Consider the following 15010-nt stretch of genomic DNA (forward strand, 5'->3'; position numbering starts at 1 on the left):
TAACACAATTATATAAAAAGATATGTATAACTTTGATAAGGAAATTATACGTCGTGGTACTAATTCTGTAAAATGGGACGAAATAAGTGATAAGGATATAATTCCGATGTGGGTAGCTGATATGGACTTTCTTGCAGCTCCTGCAATACAAAAAGCATTAGAAGAACGTGTAAAGCATGGAGTTTTTGGATATACATCTGTGCCTGAAAGCTACTATGAATCAATTATTAACTGGTTTAATAGAGAGCATGATTGGGTTATAGATAAAAGTTGGATAATTTATACAACAGGTGTTGTTCCTGCTATTAGTGCTACTATCTATGCTCTAACAATGCCAGGAGAAAAGATCTTAATACAAAGCCCTGCATATAATTGCTTCTTTTCTAGCATAAAAAATCAAGGATGTGAAGTGTTAGAAACACCTTTAAGACGAAAAGATGATAGTTATGTAATGGATTGGGAAGACTTTGAGAGTAAATGTGCTGATAAAAAGACTACTATTTTTTTGTTATGTAATCCACATAATCCATCAGGACGTGTATGGACAAAAGAAGAGCTTGAAAAGATAAATACTATATGTCTTAAGCATGACGTGATGGTTATAAGCGATGAAATTCATTGTGAACTTATAATGCCAGGATATACCTTTACTCCTTTTGCTGCTATTAATGAAGATTGTCAAAACAATTGTATTACTCTTAATTCTCCCACTAAAAGTTTTAATATAGCAGGACTTCAAATAGCAAATATTATTTGCAAAAACCAAACTTTACGATATAAAATAGATAGAGCTATAAATATCTTTGAAATATGCGATGTTAATCCTTTTGCACCCATTGCTTTAGAAGCTGCTTATAACAAAAGCAAGGATTGGCTTAAAGAGTTAAATGTATATATAAACAACAACTATGTTACTCTTAAAAACTTTTTAAAAAAGGAATTACCACAGATAGAAGTTTTACGATTGGAAGGAACGTATCTTGTATGGATTAACATAGAAGCATTAAATATTAAAGCAGAAGCTCTTTCTAAACAATTAATAAAAGAAGCACACGTTTTTATTAATCCAGGGACATTGTACAGCAAGAAGTATGGAGAGGGATACCTTCGTATAAATATAGCCACCCAACGCGCAACAATGATAGAAGGTTTGCAACGTATTACTAAAGTAATAAAAAAGTTATTATAAACGAACTATAACTGACCAGCCTCTACTTGTAACACAATACGTTCCACAAGGCGATCGGCTCCTTTAGGGTCATAACGTTTCTTCAGACTACTTCCAAACGTCCAAGCAAAGGCTTGATAAAACCCTGCACGAACAGGACCAAGAAAAGCCTTTACTATATCATAAGAAGTAGAATTACATTCTCTATCTACAAGCTTTATGAGTAACTTGCCTTGTGTGAAAGTAAGCTTTTTCATGCGAGGTTTATAAGTTTCCCAAATCTCTTTCTCTACCTTTTTTAAGTGTTCTGAACGTTCTTTTTTATTTGGAATAGTTTCGATATAAGCACCTGTCTCTAAAATAAGCTGATTACATTCTTTTGCAATAGGGAGAGTTTTCTTTATATTATACACTAAGCGGTTATATGCCATTTGCTCTTTTTTATTCCTAAATTCCATTGATGGGAATATATAAATATTATTAGTTTTGACATATTGAATGCTATCTTTTCCCATCTTTATCTTGCCAATATGCACCATTGGGACAAATGTAGGAGAGTTCATGTCCACTACTCTGTCCTCTGGATTAATATGATCTTGTGCTAAAGCCGATGAAGAAAATATACCTATCAGCCATATTAATATATAAAATACTTTCTTACAAAACATACAACAAAATTACTTATTATTTCTGAACTTTATTATATCTTTTACCAAAAAAAAGCATGTTGTAGGTATATTATTGTAATAAAGGTAAATTATATCAGTATAAAAAGAAACTGTATCAATAATTTTGATATGGTAAAATAATGTTAATACGCATAAAAAGATATGCTATAATATAATGCTATGATTATTATTTAGGTACTTTTGTGAAAGTAATTTTTAATAATGTTCTTTTTGTTTATGACTATGATACTATTTTTACTACAACCGAAGTTACTCTTTTTATAATAATTTTGATATTAATTATTATACCAAAGATTATTGATAATAATAAATAATAAAAAGTATAGTTAAACTAATTATCTCTTATAATTTTACGAGATATATAAATAAAAAAAAGATATGACAAATAAAATGAATAACTGCGAGCAGAAATTTCGTACAGAGAGCGATCTTTTAGGTGAGTTACAAGTGCCAGAAAATGTTCTTTATGGTGTACAAACACAACGTGCTGTTAATAACTATCACATATCGCGTAAGCGTATGTGTGATTATCCTGAGTATGTTATTTCTATAGCATACGTAAAATTAGCTGCAGCACAAACTAATATTCAGCTTGGACAAATAGACCCCAAGGTAGGAAAGGCTATAATAGAGGCTTGTAAAGAAATTATAGCAGGTAAGCATCATAATAACTTTATTACCGATATGGTGCAAGGAGGTGCAGGAACATCTGTTAATATGAATGCTAATGAGGTTATTGCTAATCGTGCTTTAGAAATTATGGGATACGATAAGGCAGATTATAAACATTGTTCTCCTAATGATGATGTTAATTGTGGACAATCCACCAATGATGTATATCCTACAGCTATAAGGTACGCCTTTATTAGAATGAATAAGAATTTAGTAAAATCTTTAACTCTGTTAATAGAGGCTTTCCGTAAAAAAGGGGAAGAATTTAAGAATGTTATAAAGATGGGGCGTACTCAGTTACAGGATGCTGTTCCAATGACTGCAGGACAAGAGTTTAATGCTTTTGCTGATAATTTAGAAGAAGAAATTGCTAATTTAAAGCGTAATGTAGATCTTTTACTTGAAATAAATATGGGAGGGACAGCCATAGGAACAGGTTTAAATGCTGCTCCAGGTTTCCCTAAAATATGTGCAGACTATCTTAGTAAGGCTACAGGAGAGAACTTTATTGCTGGGCATAATCTCATAGAAGCTACTCCAGACACAGGTGCTTATGTAAGCTATAGCTCAGCTTTAAAACGTCTTGCGGTAAAACTTTCAAAGATTTGTAATGACCTTCGTTTGTTGGCTTCAGGCCCAAGATGTGGGTTTAATGAAATAAATCTTCCTCCAATGGCTCCAGGATCTTCTATTATGCCAGGTAAGGTAAATCCTGTTATACCTGAAGTTACAAACCAGACCTGCTTTAAGATTATAGGTAATGATACTACTGTAATGATTGCAGCAGAAGCTGGTCAGTTGCAATTAAATGTGATGGAGCCCATCATTACCGAATGTCTTATGGAAGATTTAACTTGGTTGCCTAATGCAATGGATACTCTTCGTGAACTATGTATTGATGGCATTACTGTAAATCAGGAACGTACTCTTGAAATGGTAAAGCATTCTATAGGTATTGTTACAGCACTTAATCCATATATTGGATATAAAAATTCCACAAAGATAGCAAAGGAGGCTCTATTAACAGGTGGCTCTGTTTATGATCTTGTATTAAAACATAAGCTCCTTACAAAGGAGAAACTTGATGCAATATTAGATCCTACACATATGTTAGACTCTACTGATATAGTGAAATAAAAATAAGATTAATATTTATAAAGTAAAGATTTGGAATATTCGTAGATTATTAAGTAAAGCTAATAATCTGCGAATTTTATTTCATAAGGATTTATCTTTGTTATAGAATATGTTTCTGTACATATATAGCTGCATAAAAGGATAAAGTATAGCTCTTAGTATTTTTATCATACTGCTACCTTTTGTATGAAAAAGATCTCTATGATGTTTTATAAAAAGTATTTGTAAACGAACAAGAGAAAGAATATCATCTGTGCATTCTAAATACATTATTTTTTTAGCATCTCGTAATTGTACAGTTTGTATATCCTTCTCGAGATATTCTATTAGGGATAGTTTACCTTTGAAAATGGGTAATACTATTTTGCGCATCTTATGGTAATGTTTTAAGCTCCAAATTAATTCTGTAATAGCATTTCTCCATGATGGCAAACTCTTATGATAATCAGTGTAAGTAGCAGCTTTTGCATGACGTCTGAAATTTACTATTACTTTATCTACATATATTATACTTTCATGAGCAGCAGCAGTAATAGATAGAGCTGCGTCATATAACGAAACATTATAAAAAGAATTATTAATAGGTGGAAGCATTGATAATAACTTGCGCTTAAAGAGCAATGTATGTCCAGGTAAACAAAGAAAGAGCATACGAAAGATGCTTACATTTCGATGGCGATTATCAAAATAAGTAAACGAATTATCATTAGAAAACGGTCTACTATGTCCACTGCATAATAAGCTGTCACCAATAGCTTTTATTTGTATTTCTATCTTGTTATGTTCCCAAATATCATCTTGATCGGCAATAGCAATGTAGTCTCCAGTAGCTTGTTGCATAGCTGATAGGAAATTAGCATTAATACCTTGTTTTTCTTTATTTCGATAAATGCGCATCTGAGGGAACTTGTTTGCATATTTTTCGATTATATTCCAAGTGTCATCAGTAGAACCATCGTCTTGCACTATAACCTCATGTAGCGGATAAGTTTGTGCAAATATAGAATCTAATTGTTGGGAAAGATATTTAGATCCGTTATAGGTACAAATTACAATAGATACTGATTTAGACATATTCCTTTTGAGTTTATAGAAAGTTAATAAGAAAAACGGTAGTGTTATACACTATAAAATATAATGTTAGTATAGAAATAAATAATGTTACAAGTAATCTGCTTTTATCTTTTAAGCTATTAATGAGATATCCCACGCTTATAGGTATTATGTAAATCCAGCCTGAAGCCATAATATATACTTCATTAATACCGAATCCTAAGCCTAAATATAAAATAACGTCAAGTGCAAAGCATGTTAGTGTTATCCATAATAATCTTTGTTTAATTCCTGCATAAATACCACAAAGAAAGAGTAAAACGATAGCCCCTTCTATAATATAATTTAAGGTCCAATCATATTTAACAAATATAGGTCGGTCTCGTAATACATCTCCAAGTGCATATTTTTGATGTAATTGTATGCTTTGACCAAAGAAATTTTCTATAAGAGTAGGAATACGAGGTGTAGAAATATCTGTCCAAGACCGCATAGGGAAGTGTTCCATTTTTTTTCCTGTGTGTGCAAAAATGGGTTTTTTATCACGATTTTTTTTCTTCTGCTTAAGATATTTTTCCCATGTAAAATTAAAACAACTATCTATTCTTTTTCCTCCTTTAATCGTTGTAGTGTCTTTAAAAGCAGCATATAGTTTTATTTTTTCACGTTTTGTTTGTGCAGCCTCTAACTTTCGTTTGGCTATTCTTGCTGGATCTTTGTATTTGTGATCTTGCCATCTTCCTATATAAAGGAAAATTATACCAGGCAAAATTATTGCAAAGAGAAGGTTAGATGGACGAAAGAAGGTCTTTTTATTAGTAATCAGATTAGCTATAAAAGTTTTTAGACCATTGTTAAGAGAAACCCCCGCAGTAAAAAAGAATAATAAAAAAGTAATACTTTTTTTTAACAGACGATTTTCCTTTATGCAGCATCCGCTAATATACAGTGTGAGTAATATCATAAATAGCGATACTATAAAATGATCTGGGCTAATAGCTGCTAACATGACATAAGCAAAAGAAAAGAGAAGATACCCTAACATTATAGCTTCTTTAATATGTAAATGTATCAAATCTTTACCTATACGTACCATAAAAATGAAGGCATAAACTGAACAAAACAATAAGATTATGCTTATAAGGATAGGTGCGATGTTTATACCAGTAGATAGGTATATGCAGTGGTTAATAAGGTAAAGTGGATAATAGAAAGGGGCAAGAAGGGGGTGACGAGTAACATCAAAGTCTAATTTCCAATCTGAGACAACGAGATAAGTTAGAGGGTCGAAGCCAGAAATATGAAAATTGTTAAGCACAACTTTACGATATGTTTTAGCATTAAATACTGAAAAGAGTTGCCAATACTTAGCTATAACAATAATGTGTAGTGTTATTTGCCATAAAAGGAAAAAAGAGGTAGCAACACGCTCTTCTTTTTTTATTTTAAATATTGTTGAAAACTGCATTATAACAGAATATTTGAGAACAATTATAAAAAGCGAGATATAGTGTAAGTATGAGAATAGTTACTTGTAAAAAGTTCCGATATTTACCATTAAGTCTTTTTAGAAAGAATCCTATAGAAATAGGTATGATGAAGGCCCAGCCTGCTGTCATGATGTATACTTCATTAATGCCAAAGCCAAGAATAATATGAAGAGTAATATCGCAGGCAAACCATGTTAATAACATTTGTAAAAATTTCTCACCGCGAGCAATAACGCATCCTATAATAAACATTAAAATTATAACACATTCTATAGCATATTTATAGGCATGAGTATAAGTAACAAAGATGGGACGATCCCATGATACATCTTTAAGCAGATATTTTTGATGTAGGATAAGTGATTCTCCAAAGAAGTTTTCTATTAATGTTTTTATGCGTGGCGTTGATATATCTATCAGTTTAGTAATAGGACCATTGCCGGCAGCCTTACCTGTATGTTCTTTAAGCCATTTGTTGCGTTTGTTGAAATGGTCAGTAGTCTTGGCTGCATCTTTTTCCATATTATGCTTTACTATATTGTTTATAACTTCTTTTTGTGGAATTTCTAAAGTATAATATTGATATTGTCTTATTCCGAAGAGTATTAAAAGAGGCAGGATTATTCCTATAAAAAGAAATTTTTTATGAAATGTTTTTTTCCAGCCATTAGTAAATATTCCTGCTAATATGGTCTTAGCAGCATTTGAAGAAGCCATTCCTGCGGTAAAAAATAATAGTATAAATGATTGCCAAGGTTTTAGATTTTTGTTTTTTTTCATTTTTATACCAACTATATAAAGAGTCATTGTAAGGAACATCATTGATATAATGAAGTGGTCAGGTACCATTGTAGGCACTAAAACGTGTGCAAATGAAAAAAGGAAAATAGTGAGTAAGCAAGATTCTTTTTGTGTTAGTTCCATTACTTCTCGAAACACTCTATATATAAAAATAGTGGAATAAATAGCTGAAAAAATTATTATAACAGCCATAAAATATACTGCAAAATTATATCCAAATAAGTCTATAAGACTATTATTAAGTAAGTAAAGAGGATATAGAAATGTAAGATAAAGAGGGTGCCTAATAGTATCAAAGTGGATACGCATACCAGAGATAGTTATCCATGACCAGCAGTCGTAACCTGACATACGAAAATTCTTTGTAAATAATGACCAAAATCCGCCGTGTGCCCCCATAGTATAAATACTATAATGGCTATATATAAGCAAGGCATTAAAGAATATAAAAACCAACAGCATGGCGCAAAACAGAATGCGCTCTTCTTTTTTTATTTTAAAAATACTTATCGCAGACATTATATAATGTATAATATATATTGCAAAGTTACGAAATAACTTGCGAATGCTATTTTCTTTTTAAAAAGAAACGAACTAAAAGAAAATTTATTGGAAAGCAAATTAGAATAGTAGGAATCAGAGCTATTTGCTTTACAATACCGATATAAATGAAAAAATGAATAAATATAACCTGAAGTGATATGTTTACACAATGTGAAAGAAGGAAACCTGCCCCTTTCTTAGAAGATGACTTTACCTTAAATGTAAATCTTGTAGAGGCAATATAATTAAAACATAAGCTAATACCATAACTTACGATAACACATACCGTTTCAGAGTTAACGCATATAATCATTAACCTGTAAACTATAAATTGTATTAAAGCTGCAATGCACCCTACTATACCAAAACGTATTACTTCGAGAAGTTTATTGCATTTACTTTTTCCTAAATGGCTTAAAATATCCTTTATCTGCATATTCTAATAATTCTTTATCGCCTCGTGAATCACCATAAGATATAAGCTCATAGCTATTTCTATTAGGCATAATCTCTTTTAAGCGATTTACTTTTTCTGCACCATAGCAATTGCGTGTAACAAAGTGTCCAGTAACTTTTCCTTCTTTTTCTTCTATTTTTGTACCTACTATATGTATATTTTTATCAAGTTCAGAAAAAAAAGGACGTACCCACATATCTATACTTGCTGTAATTATTATAACCTTTTCTCCTTCTTTTAAAGCTTTTTGTATCTCTATTAAAGCCAGAGGACGAATAAGTGCTTTGTTGTGCCTTGCAAATTCATTACATTTTAATTTGAACTCCTTTATATTCATTCCTTTAAAGAAATAAGTAAACAGCTGTTGTTTTGCTTTCCAATTTGGATAAAGTTTAAGCTTCATCATTATTAATATTGGCGCATAAAGTAACAGGCCTAAGAAAGTTCTTAGATCACCTTTTACAAAACGTATGAATGCTATAAAGGTGTCCTTTGTTGTGATGGTACCATCAAAATCGAATGCGTAAAGTTTCATTTATAGGAAATATATTATAAATAAGAAAGATAGCCCAAAGAGCAATACTATTATTTGCATAAACCGATCCTTTAACATTATCTTGGTAGGATCTCCACTTATTTTATCAACAACAGCTAACTGAATATAACGTAAGATGCCCACTAACACAAAAATACTTGTAAGATATAAATATTGTGTATGAAAATGTTTTATAGTTTCTTCACTTACAGTGTACATAATATAACACACTAAGGTTATACTTGACGTTATTGTTATAGCTTGATTAATAAAGTCTATATTATATCTTATTGTGTTTTGTCTAGGAGGTTCGCCTGTTTTTATCATGCGTATAACATCATCTCTACGCTTTGCAAACGCAAGAAACAACATTAGAAGGAAAGTCATTAATACTATCCACTTGCTTAATGTAATATTAGTAGCCCAGCCTCCTGCTAATATTCTCAAAACAAAACCGAAAGCAACTATACATACGTCTATAATAGCGAATTGCTTTAATTTAACGCAGTAACTAATATTGAGTAGCCAATAAACAATTATCACACCATATACTTTTTCATGTTCTCCAGGCAGAAAGGAAAGCGTTAGCATGGAAAGTGCAAACATAATAAATATTAAAATATAACCTAACGTAATGCTAACAGCTCCTGAAGCTAATGGTCGTTTACATTTTACAGGGTGTCGTCTATCGTCTTTTACATCTATAATATCATTTAAGCAGTAGATAGACGATGCTGCAAACGAGAATGAAAAAAAAGTTATTAAGCCTGCAAAGAGCGCATTAAGATTAAACAACTGCCCCGAAAAGAATATAGGTAACAGTACGATTAGATTTTTAATCCATTGATATGGGCGTATTAGTTTGATAATATCTTTCATCGAATAAATCTTTCTATAGGAGTTATTACTAATTTACTAACAAGAGTGTGGAGTATCCATGCTATAGGTATTGTTAAAGAAAAGGTAGCAATAAAGGTAATCCAGTAAGTCCATTGAAACTCTTCTAAATATCTAAGAACAAAATGATCATGTATTAAATAAGCCTCTAAACTAACCATACCTATAAACTTAAAGCAGTTGTTAAACCATTTTGGAGTATGCCTAAAAGCACGGTTAAGTATCAAGATAGATGTTACTGTTAAAGGGATATATAACATACGTTCTAAGAAGATAGGGAACATTCCATGTTTTACCTGTTCTAAGAATATACTGGAAGCTAAAGCCATAAAAAAAACAAGTAGTATCATCCAAACGGCAGCTCCGTCCATTTTCTCCTTACGTTTGACAGCGGCTCCCATATTGATGCCTATAAAATATATAGGTACACGACTCCAAAATATTTCTAAATGACCAAAGATGTCATGAATAGGAGTAACGTATTCTACTAAGATACACCACATAAGCATTACAATAGGTAGCCATCTGTATATAGGATGCTTTATAATAATCTTTAGATAAAGAGGAGTTACAAGGTATAGCATCATAGTGGCAGGAATGTACCAGAAGGTGAGTTCATCGTTAAGCCAGAAATCCCAATTAATAGTAATATCTCCTATTAAATCTATAATGCTTGTGCTATGTCCTCCATGGCGTACAATGTTAGGGCATAAAAAGTCAGGTATATAATACAGACTTGCCATGATAATCCACATAGGATATACACGAAGTATACGTCGCAAATAGAAATCCTTTATATAAGGGTGGCTTGTCCATGAGAACCATAAGCCCATACCACTTAGAAAAAGGAATATATCTACACCAATATTTCCGATTCTTCTTAAGCCAAAAAACATATCATCGCGTGGTAAACCTACATGAAAGAGTATAACAAAAAGCATTGCAGATCCCATTAATTCGCCACGAAACCTACTAATATTTCCTATTTCTATATCCTTAAATTTCATGTTAGCTACATTTTAGGTTTAGGTATTTTATTCATTAATTCCTTAAATAACCATGCTAAGCAAATGGAACTAATGATATAAAGTATTAATCCCGTCCAATAATCTCCAGCTTTTGAAATGGGGATAAATATCTTTCTTGTAATGGGATGACATATAAATAGAGCAGATGAAATGTTTCCAACCCATACTATAAGATTCATAAAAAGTCCACAACGATGAACTAATTTTATAAAACTTATTGCTGCCATGCAAACAAATATTGGGATAAGATACCATGTAAAGTAAGTTATGTTAAGAGCATAAATAGCTAAAAGCGATATGATAAAGATAATTATATGTGTTTTTTTAGAAACTTGTGGCATAAACTTGGCATATAATAATCCGAAAGCAAAGGGCAAAATTCCTCCTATAAAGTTGTACCTTAAGCGATTAAGTTCATCGCTTTCAGGGCTGCATATAATCTGAAGAGCTGCACAAATAATTATTAAGCCAACGGTATATCCCCAATGACGACGATATAGTATCAAACGATACACAATATATATTTGCATCATTAATCCAAAATACCAATAAGGTCCTGGCCAAATAATTTCATCAGGATTAGGCAGTAAGTTGTTAAACAGCCCTAATTGAGCAATTATATCTAAAGGCATGTAGCGGTGCTGACCTTGTGTGATAGCATCTATAATAGTAAAAGCTACAAACCCTATTATCATCATTCTAAATAGTTTTATCCAGTGATATTTAATAAAAGATATAGCAGAAGGCTCTTTCTTATTATTAAAATTGGGTTCTTCATATTTTACATATAAGCCGTATGCCGATAAGAATAAGAAGACAGGGACACCATAATGACCAAAGAACGATATTATATGAAAGAGAGTAAGAGAATGGAAATTTTTACTCATTTCATGGTTAAACCATGTAAAGTTATGCCAAAAGTATTGGTACTCGTTTTCTTGTACTATATGTTTTAACCAATGGCAATAATTATGTAGAAAGATGCCAATGATGGCTAATCCGCGTAAAGCATTACATTCTGTACGTGAAAGTAATTCTTTTTTCATTTTTTATTATTTTCTTTTTTTTGCAAAGGTGTTTGACGTATAGCTTTTGTCCTATCTAACTTATCGTAATCAGTAGTTCCTTTTAATATTCTTGGACGATTTTCTTGATAGTTTTTGCTTAATATGTTATATTTATCTCTATAATATATAGTATGTATTCCTCCTAAATAAAGTAACAGATGAGGTAAAGCATCGGTCATGAATTTTTTGTTTTTTGCTGCTATAATTTGTTTGTAAATATCATGGTGTTTGGCTTTATACGTTGGAGATGTATATATCCAAAAAGGTATTTCAAACTCAAAGCGTGCAAGGTTATAATCTATCTCAGCAGAGTGGTTACGGCAAATGAAACCACGGTTTCCTTCATAACATTCTTCTCCATGGTCAGGCATATAAATGATAATAGCGTCTTTGTCTTGAAAACGTTTTATTATTTGGTACACAATAGAGTCGTTGTATAACACTGCATTATCGTAATCGGATAGTATCTTTCTGCGTTTTTTGTTTAAATCATATCGGATATTCTTATAATCATCTGCTTTAAAGTGTTTTGCCTTTTCTGGTGTGCGTTGTTCATAATTAACATGTTGCCCCATAAGATGAAACAATATAAGATTATGATCAGTGTTATATTGCTTCTGAAAGCAATCGTAGTCGTGTAATAACCCTGCATCATATTTATATAATCTGCTATTCCTGTTATCGAACATGGCATCAGATAGCTCTGGGTGATTAAGAAAAAATCCTCCACTAAAATCGTAAACAGCTTGCTTAGCACGAGGTAAAAACTGATTAGTAATGAATGTTACATGATAACCTGCCTTACGGAAAACCTCAGGAAAGAGAGGGTAATCGCACCAATCTTTTTTGTCCCCAACAACTTGAAGTGAAAAGATATTTTTAAAAACAAAACTTGTTAGATTGTAAGGTGCTACTACATCACTAAAAGGTGTTAGTAAGCCTTGTTTTTGCAAAGCCTCTTGGTGAGGAGTTGTAGGCATGAAATAGCCATACTGGTGTGAGTGATGCTTACTATAGCTCTCGCCAATAATAAGTATGATGTTAGGTGATGTGTAAGAACAACTATCAACCCATACTTTTCCTTTAGTTGCTATAAGCTGGCTTATCTGATGAGAGGCTAATTTGTTTGAGAATATAGCGAAGGCTAAGCGGTAAGGTGGTATGTAAAATTGTGTCTCTTTCCCTGGCTGTCTTTGATATAAACTCATTTCGTGTTCCACTGCCCCTATAGTGTGAAGTGAGAATATGCGATACATCATCTCTTTATTATGAGCTGAAGAAATAGCAGAAAAAATAAGGAAAAAGGTGCATATCAGTCCACTAAAAGTTTTCACAAAAAGCAAACTTTTTTTATTCTTTATAATCTTAAAGCAGTGTATAGAATCCCTTTTTTTTATTTTTCTAAAGATACTAAGATGTTGTTTTATAAAAGGGAAAAGCCCTGTTATAATGTTAATAAGTATTAGTATTAATATCAAACCTATTCCAGAGAAAAGAATATCTATAGAAATATAACTTGATAAAAATTCATTAGCTTCTTTACTATTAGTTTCACCTATAAGCAAAAGTATTGAAGGGTTTATAGTGGTTTGAAACTTTTCCCAGCAAAATAGATCTATTAAGCTAATACTATATGCCATAAAATATAAGACCAATCGTACCCACTGTCGTATTTGTCGCTTAAAGACCATAAGTAACAAGCTAACCAAATATAAATCAAGAAACAATTCAGGTATTAAGTTGTCGTATACTTTTGCGTTTGGATTGTTAACAGGCAATTCCTCATAAGCTACTAAAATGCCAAGCAGATACATAAAAATAAAAAAAGATCTATTAGCCCTAATAGGGGTTAATATGCTATAGAAAATATGTGCAATCTTAGTAAATATTTTCATTGTATAATGCTTAATGCTATTTAATAAGGTGCAAAGATACTTTTATTTTATTATATGTAGCGATGTAAAAAGGGAATTAACATTTAAAATAATACAATTTATTCATACTCTGCAAAACTGCTTTTAGCTAAAAAACATGCTCATAATAAAAATTTCTGAGTAGGTAAAAAAGATATACACTACTGTGCGTTACTTGCTATCTTGTTGTGTTTGTAATTGTTTAATAATAAGAGTGTTAAGAGGATATGACCTTTTACTCTATAAAACATCAACTTTTTATGAGTAAAACCTCATCTTTTGTCCCACAAAAGGTGAGGTTTTCTGCTGCAAAAGCATACCTTTAATAAAATGATATGATAAATGTTTACAAATTACCTGTAAAATTCTTCTATATCTTGGATAATGTTTTGTGGAACAAGGTGGTGTATAGACATTCCTTGCTTCACATTATTACGTATTAAGGTGCTGCTAATATCTAATGGTGAACCTTGCAGTAAATGCACATTTTTAGGTAGTATTTCTTTTCTTGCGAAATGGTCGTCTTTACGTGGATATATGTATATTTGATACTGGGAAATAATATCTTCTGCATGGTTCCAACGGTTAAAAGCACGCCAGTTATCGCCTCCTATGAGCAAAGAAAAAGTGTTTTCGGGGTAAGAAATAGCAAGATGTTGTAATGTGTTCCAAGTATAAGATGGTTTAGGTAAAGAGAGTTCATAATCAGAAACTATGATTTTAGGGTGGTTAATAAGTGCTTTCTGAGCTATTTTAAGCCGTTTTTCATCATCTAATAGTTCTTGATGTATTTTAAAAGGATTTTGTGGAGAAACCATTAGCCATACCTCTTGTAAGGACGCTTCCTTTAAGAATGTTTCTGCAAGAGTAATATGCCCATTATGAATGGGGTTGAAAGATCCGCCAAAAAGACCTATGTTCATATTATAGTTTTTGAAAACTAATGGTTTAGAAAATTCTTAATAATATTGTATGTTTCAGCTTTTGCTTTGTCAAGATTATTGTTAACTATAATAGTATCAAACTTGCTGGCAAAAGTTAGTTCCTCAGCTGCCTTTTTAAGGCGTGTTTCTATAGCTTCCAACGTATCAGTATTCCTGTTTATTAAACGACGACGTAATTCTTCTACAGAAGGTGGTTGAACAAAAACACTTAGTGCTTTGTCTTTATAATAATCTTTAATATTACACCCACCTTTTACATCTACGTCAAAGATAACATTTTGACCAGCTTTCAGTTGGCTTTCTATTTGCTTTTTTAAAGTCCCATAAAAGCGATCTTTATATACTTCCTCATATTCTAAAAACTCATTGTTATCAATCTTGTTTTTGAAATCATCTAATGAAAGGAATATATATTCCACTCCATTACGTTCTTTGCCACGTGGCTGCCGTGTGGTGCAACTAATGGAAAAAGCTAAATGTAGCTCAGGGTGTTCTTGCATTAACCATTGTACAATAGTACTTTTACCCGAACCTGATGGGGCTGAAAAGATTATCAATTTACCTTGCATATCGTAAAATAAAAAACTCTTATTAGCTTTATTCTGTAAACATAGAG

Annotated in this window: 14 protein-coding genes; 2 read left to right on the plus strand and 12 right to left on the minus strand. The window is 31.7% G+C overall.

Translation table 11 applies throughout. The features are described from left to right. Window positions 1-22 precede the first annotated feature (22 nt). On the plus strand, window positions 23-1189 hold the full coding sequence (locus tag HMPREF9018_RS01370; protein WP_008447102.1) for a MalY/PatB family protein: 1167 nt from the start codon (window positions 23-25) through the stop codon (window positions 1187-1189). Between the two features lie 5 nt (window positions 1190-1194). On the opposite strand, the gene HMPREF9018_RS01375 is transcribed toward HMPREF9018_RS01370, so the two are convergent. Continuing rightward, complete coding sequence (locus HMPREF9018_RS01375; RefSeq protein ID WP_008447079.1) at window positions 1195-1836, minus strand: DUF4294 domain-containing protein; 642 nt, start codon at window positions 1834-1836, stop codon at window positions 1195-1197. 399 nt (window positions 1837-2235) lie between these two features. On the opposite strand from HMPREF9018_RS01375, the gene HMPREF9018_RS01380 reads away from it, so the two are divergent. Then, window positions 2236-3666, plus strand: coding sequence for an aspartate ammonia-lyase (locus tag HMPREF9018_RS01380; protein ID WP_036853730.1), 1431 nt, complete (start codon window positions 2236-2238; stop codon window positions 3664-3666). An 81-nt stretch (window positions 3667-3747) separates the two neighbouring features. On the opposite strand, the gene HMPREF9018_RS01385 is transcribed toward HMPREF9018_RS01380, so the two are convergent. The 11 genes from HMPREF9018_RS01385 to gmk form a co-directional block, all read right to left on the minus strand. Next, window positions 3748-4740, minus strand: a complete 993-nt coding sequence (locus tag HMPREF9018_RS01385; protein ID WP_008447014.1) for a glycosyltransferase — start codon at window positions 4738-4740, stop codon at window positions 3748-3750. Window positions 4741-4753: 13 nt separating this feature from the next. Beyond that, on the minus strand, window positions 4754-6187 hold the full coding sequence (locus HMPREF9018_RS01390) for a DUF6080 domain-containing protein (protein ID WP_008447008.1): 1434 nt from the start codon (window positions 6185-6187) through the stop codon (window positions 4754-4756). Then, entirely contained in the window at window positions 6165-7529 is a 1365-nt protein-coding gene (locus HMPREF9018_RS01395) for a DUF6080 domain-containing protein (protein ID WP_008447033.1), read from the minus strand. Before HMPREF9018_RS01395 ends, HMPREF9018_RS01390 begins: the two co-directional genes overlap by 23 nt. 49 nt (window positions 7530-7578) lie before the next feature. Further along, complete coding sequence (locus HMPREF9018_RS01400; RefSeq protein ID WP_039863945.1) at window positions 7579-7989, minus strand: GtrA family protein; 411 nt, start codon at window positions 7987-7989, stop codon at window positions 7579-7581. Then, window positions 7949-8545, minus strand: coding sequence for an HAD-IB family phosphatase (locus tag HMPREF9018_RS01405; protein ID WP_008447051.1), 597 nt, complete (start codon window positions 8543-8545; stop codon window positions 7949-7951). The genes HMPREF9018_RS01400 and HMPREF9018_RS01405 overlap by 41 nt, the downstream gene beginning before the upstream one ends. Further along, window positions 8546-9424, minus strand: coding sequence for a decaprenyl-phosphate phosphoribosyltransferase (locus tag HMPREF9018_RS01410; protein WP_008447087.1), 879 nt, complete (start codon window positions 9422-9424; stop codon window positions 8546-8548). Continuing rightward, window positions 9421-10449, minus strand: a complete 1029-nt coding sequence (locus HMPREF9018_RS01415) for an acyltransferase family protein (RefSeq protein WP_008447111.1) — start codon at window positions 10447-10449, stop codon at window positions 9421-9423. The genes HMPREF9018_RS01410 and HMPREF9018_RS01415 overlap by 4 nt, the downstream gene beginning before the upstream one ends. Before the next feature lie 5 nt (window positions 10450-10454). Further along, a complete protein-coding gene (locus tag HMPREF9018_RS01420; RefSeq protein ID WP_008447090.1) occupies window positions 10455-11516 on the minus strand; it encodes an acyltransferase family protein in 1062 nt (353 codons plus the stop codon). Continuing rightward, window positions 11513-13432 (minus strand): phosphoethanolamine transferase, encoded by a 1920-nt coding sequence (locus HMPREF9018_RS01425; protein WP_008447130.1) that lies wholly within the window; start codon window positions 13430-13432, stop codon window positions 11513-11515. The genes HMPREF9018_RS01420 and HMPREF9018_RS01425 overlap by 4 nt, the downstream gene beginning before the upstream one ends. A gap of 371 nt (window positions 13433-13803) precedes the next feature. Continuing rightward, the gene (gene nadD, locus HMPREF9018_RS01430) at window positions 13804-14373 is read right to left on the minus strand and encodes a nicotinate (nicotinamide) nucleotide adenylyltransferase (RefSeq protein WP_008447109.1); all 570 of its coding nucleotides are present in this window, start codon (window positions 14371-14373) and stop codon (window positions 13804-13806) included. Between the two features lie 17 nt (window positions 14374-14390). After that, the gene (gmk, locus tag HMPREF9018_RS01435; protein ID WP_008447045.1) at window positions 14391-14963 is read right to left on the minus strand and encodes a guanylate kinase; all 573 of its coding nucleotides are present in this window, start codon (window positions 14961-14963) and stop codon (window positions 14391-14393) included. Window positions 14964-15010 lie beyond the last annotated feature (47 nt).

Source organism: Prevotella amnii CRIS 21A-A, assembly GCF_000177355.1.
GTDB classification, from domain to species: domain Bacteria; phylum Bacteroidota; class Bacteroidia; order Bacteroidales; family Bacteroidaceae; genus Prevotella; species Prevotella amnii.

Coding starts and splice junctions, on each gene's coding strand:
- HMPREF9018_RS01405 (WP_008447051.1), bottom strand. CDS start 8,545: ATGAAACTTTACGCATTCGATTTTGATGGTACCATCACAACAAAGGAC.
- HMPREF9018_RS01385 (WP_008447014.1), bottom strand. CDS start 4,740: ATGTCTAAATCAGTATCTATTGTAATTTGTACCTATAACGGATCTAAA.
- HMPREF9018_RS01415 (WP_008447111.1), bottom strand. CDS start 10,449: ATGAAATTTAAGGATATAGAAATAGGAAATATTAGTAGGTTTCGTGGC.
- HMPREF9018_RS01410 (WP_008447087.1), bottom strand. CDS start 9,424: ATGAAAGATATTATCAAACTAATACGCCCATATCAATGGATTAAAAAT.
- HMPREF9018_RS01375 (WP_008447079.1), bottom strand. CDS start 1,836: ATGTTTTGTAAGAAAGTATTTTATATATTAATATGGCTGATAGGTATA.
- gmk (WP_008447045.1), bottom strand. CDS start 14,963: ATGCAAGGTAAATTGATAATCTTTTCAGCCCCATCAGGTTCGGGTAAA.
- HMPREF9018_RS01390 (WP_008447008.1), bottom strand. CDS start 6,187: ATGCAGTTTTCAACAATATTTAAAATAAAAAAAGAAGAGCGTGTTGCT.
- HMPREF9018_RS01420 (WP_008447090.1), bottom strand. CDS start 11,516: ATGAAAAAAGAATTACTTTCACGTACAGAATGTAATGCTTTACGCGGA.
- HMPREF9018_RS01370 (WP_008447102.1), top strand. CDS start 23: ATGTATAACTTTGATAAGGAAATTATACGTCGTGGTACTAATTCTGTA.
- HMPREF9018_RS01380 (WP_036853730.1), top strand. CDS start 2,236: ATGACAAATAAAATGAATAACTGCGAGCAGAAATTTCGTACAGAGAGC.
- HMPREF9018_RS01425 (WP_008447130.1), bottom strand. CDS start 13,432: ATGAAAATATTTACTAAGATTGCACATATTTTCTATAGCATATTAACC.
- HMPREF9018_RS01395 (WP_008447033.1), bottom strand. CDS start 7,529: ATGTCTGCGATAAGTATTTTTAAAATAAAAAAAGAAGAGCGCATTCTG.
- nadD (WP_008447109.1), bottom strand. CDS start 14,373: ATGAACATAGGTCTTTTTGGCGGATCTTTCAACCCCATTCATAATGGG.
- HMPREF9018_RS01400 (WP_039863945.1), bottom strand. CDS start 7,989: ATGCAGATAAAGGATATTTTAAGCCATTTAGGAAAAAGTAAATGCAAT.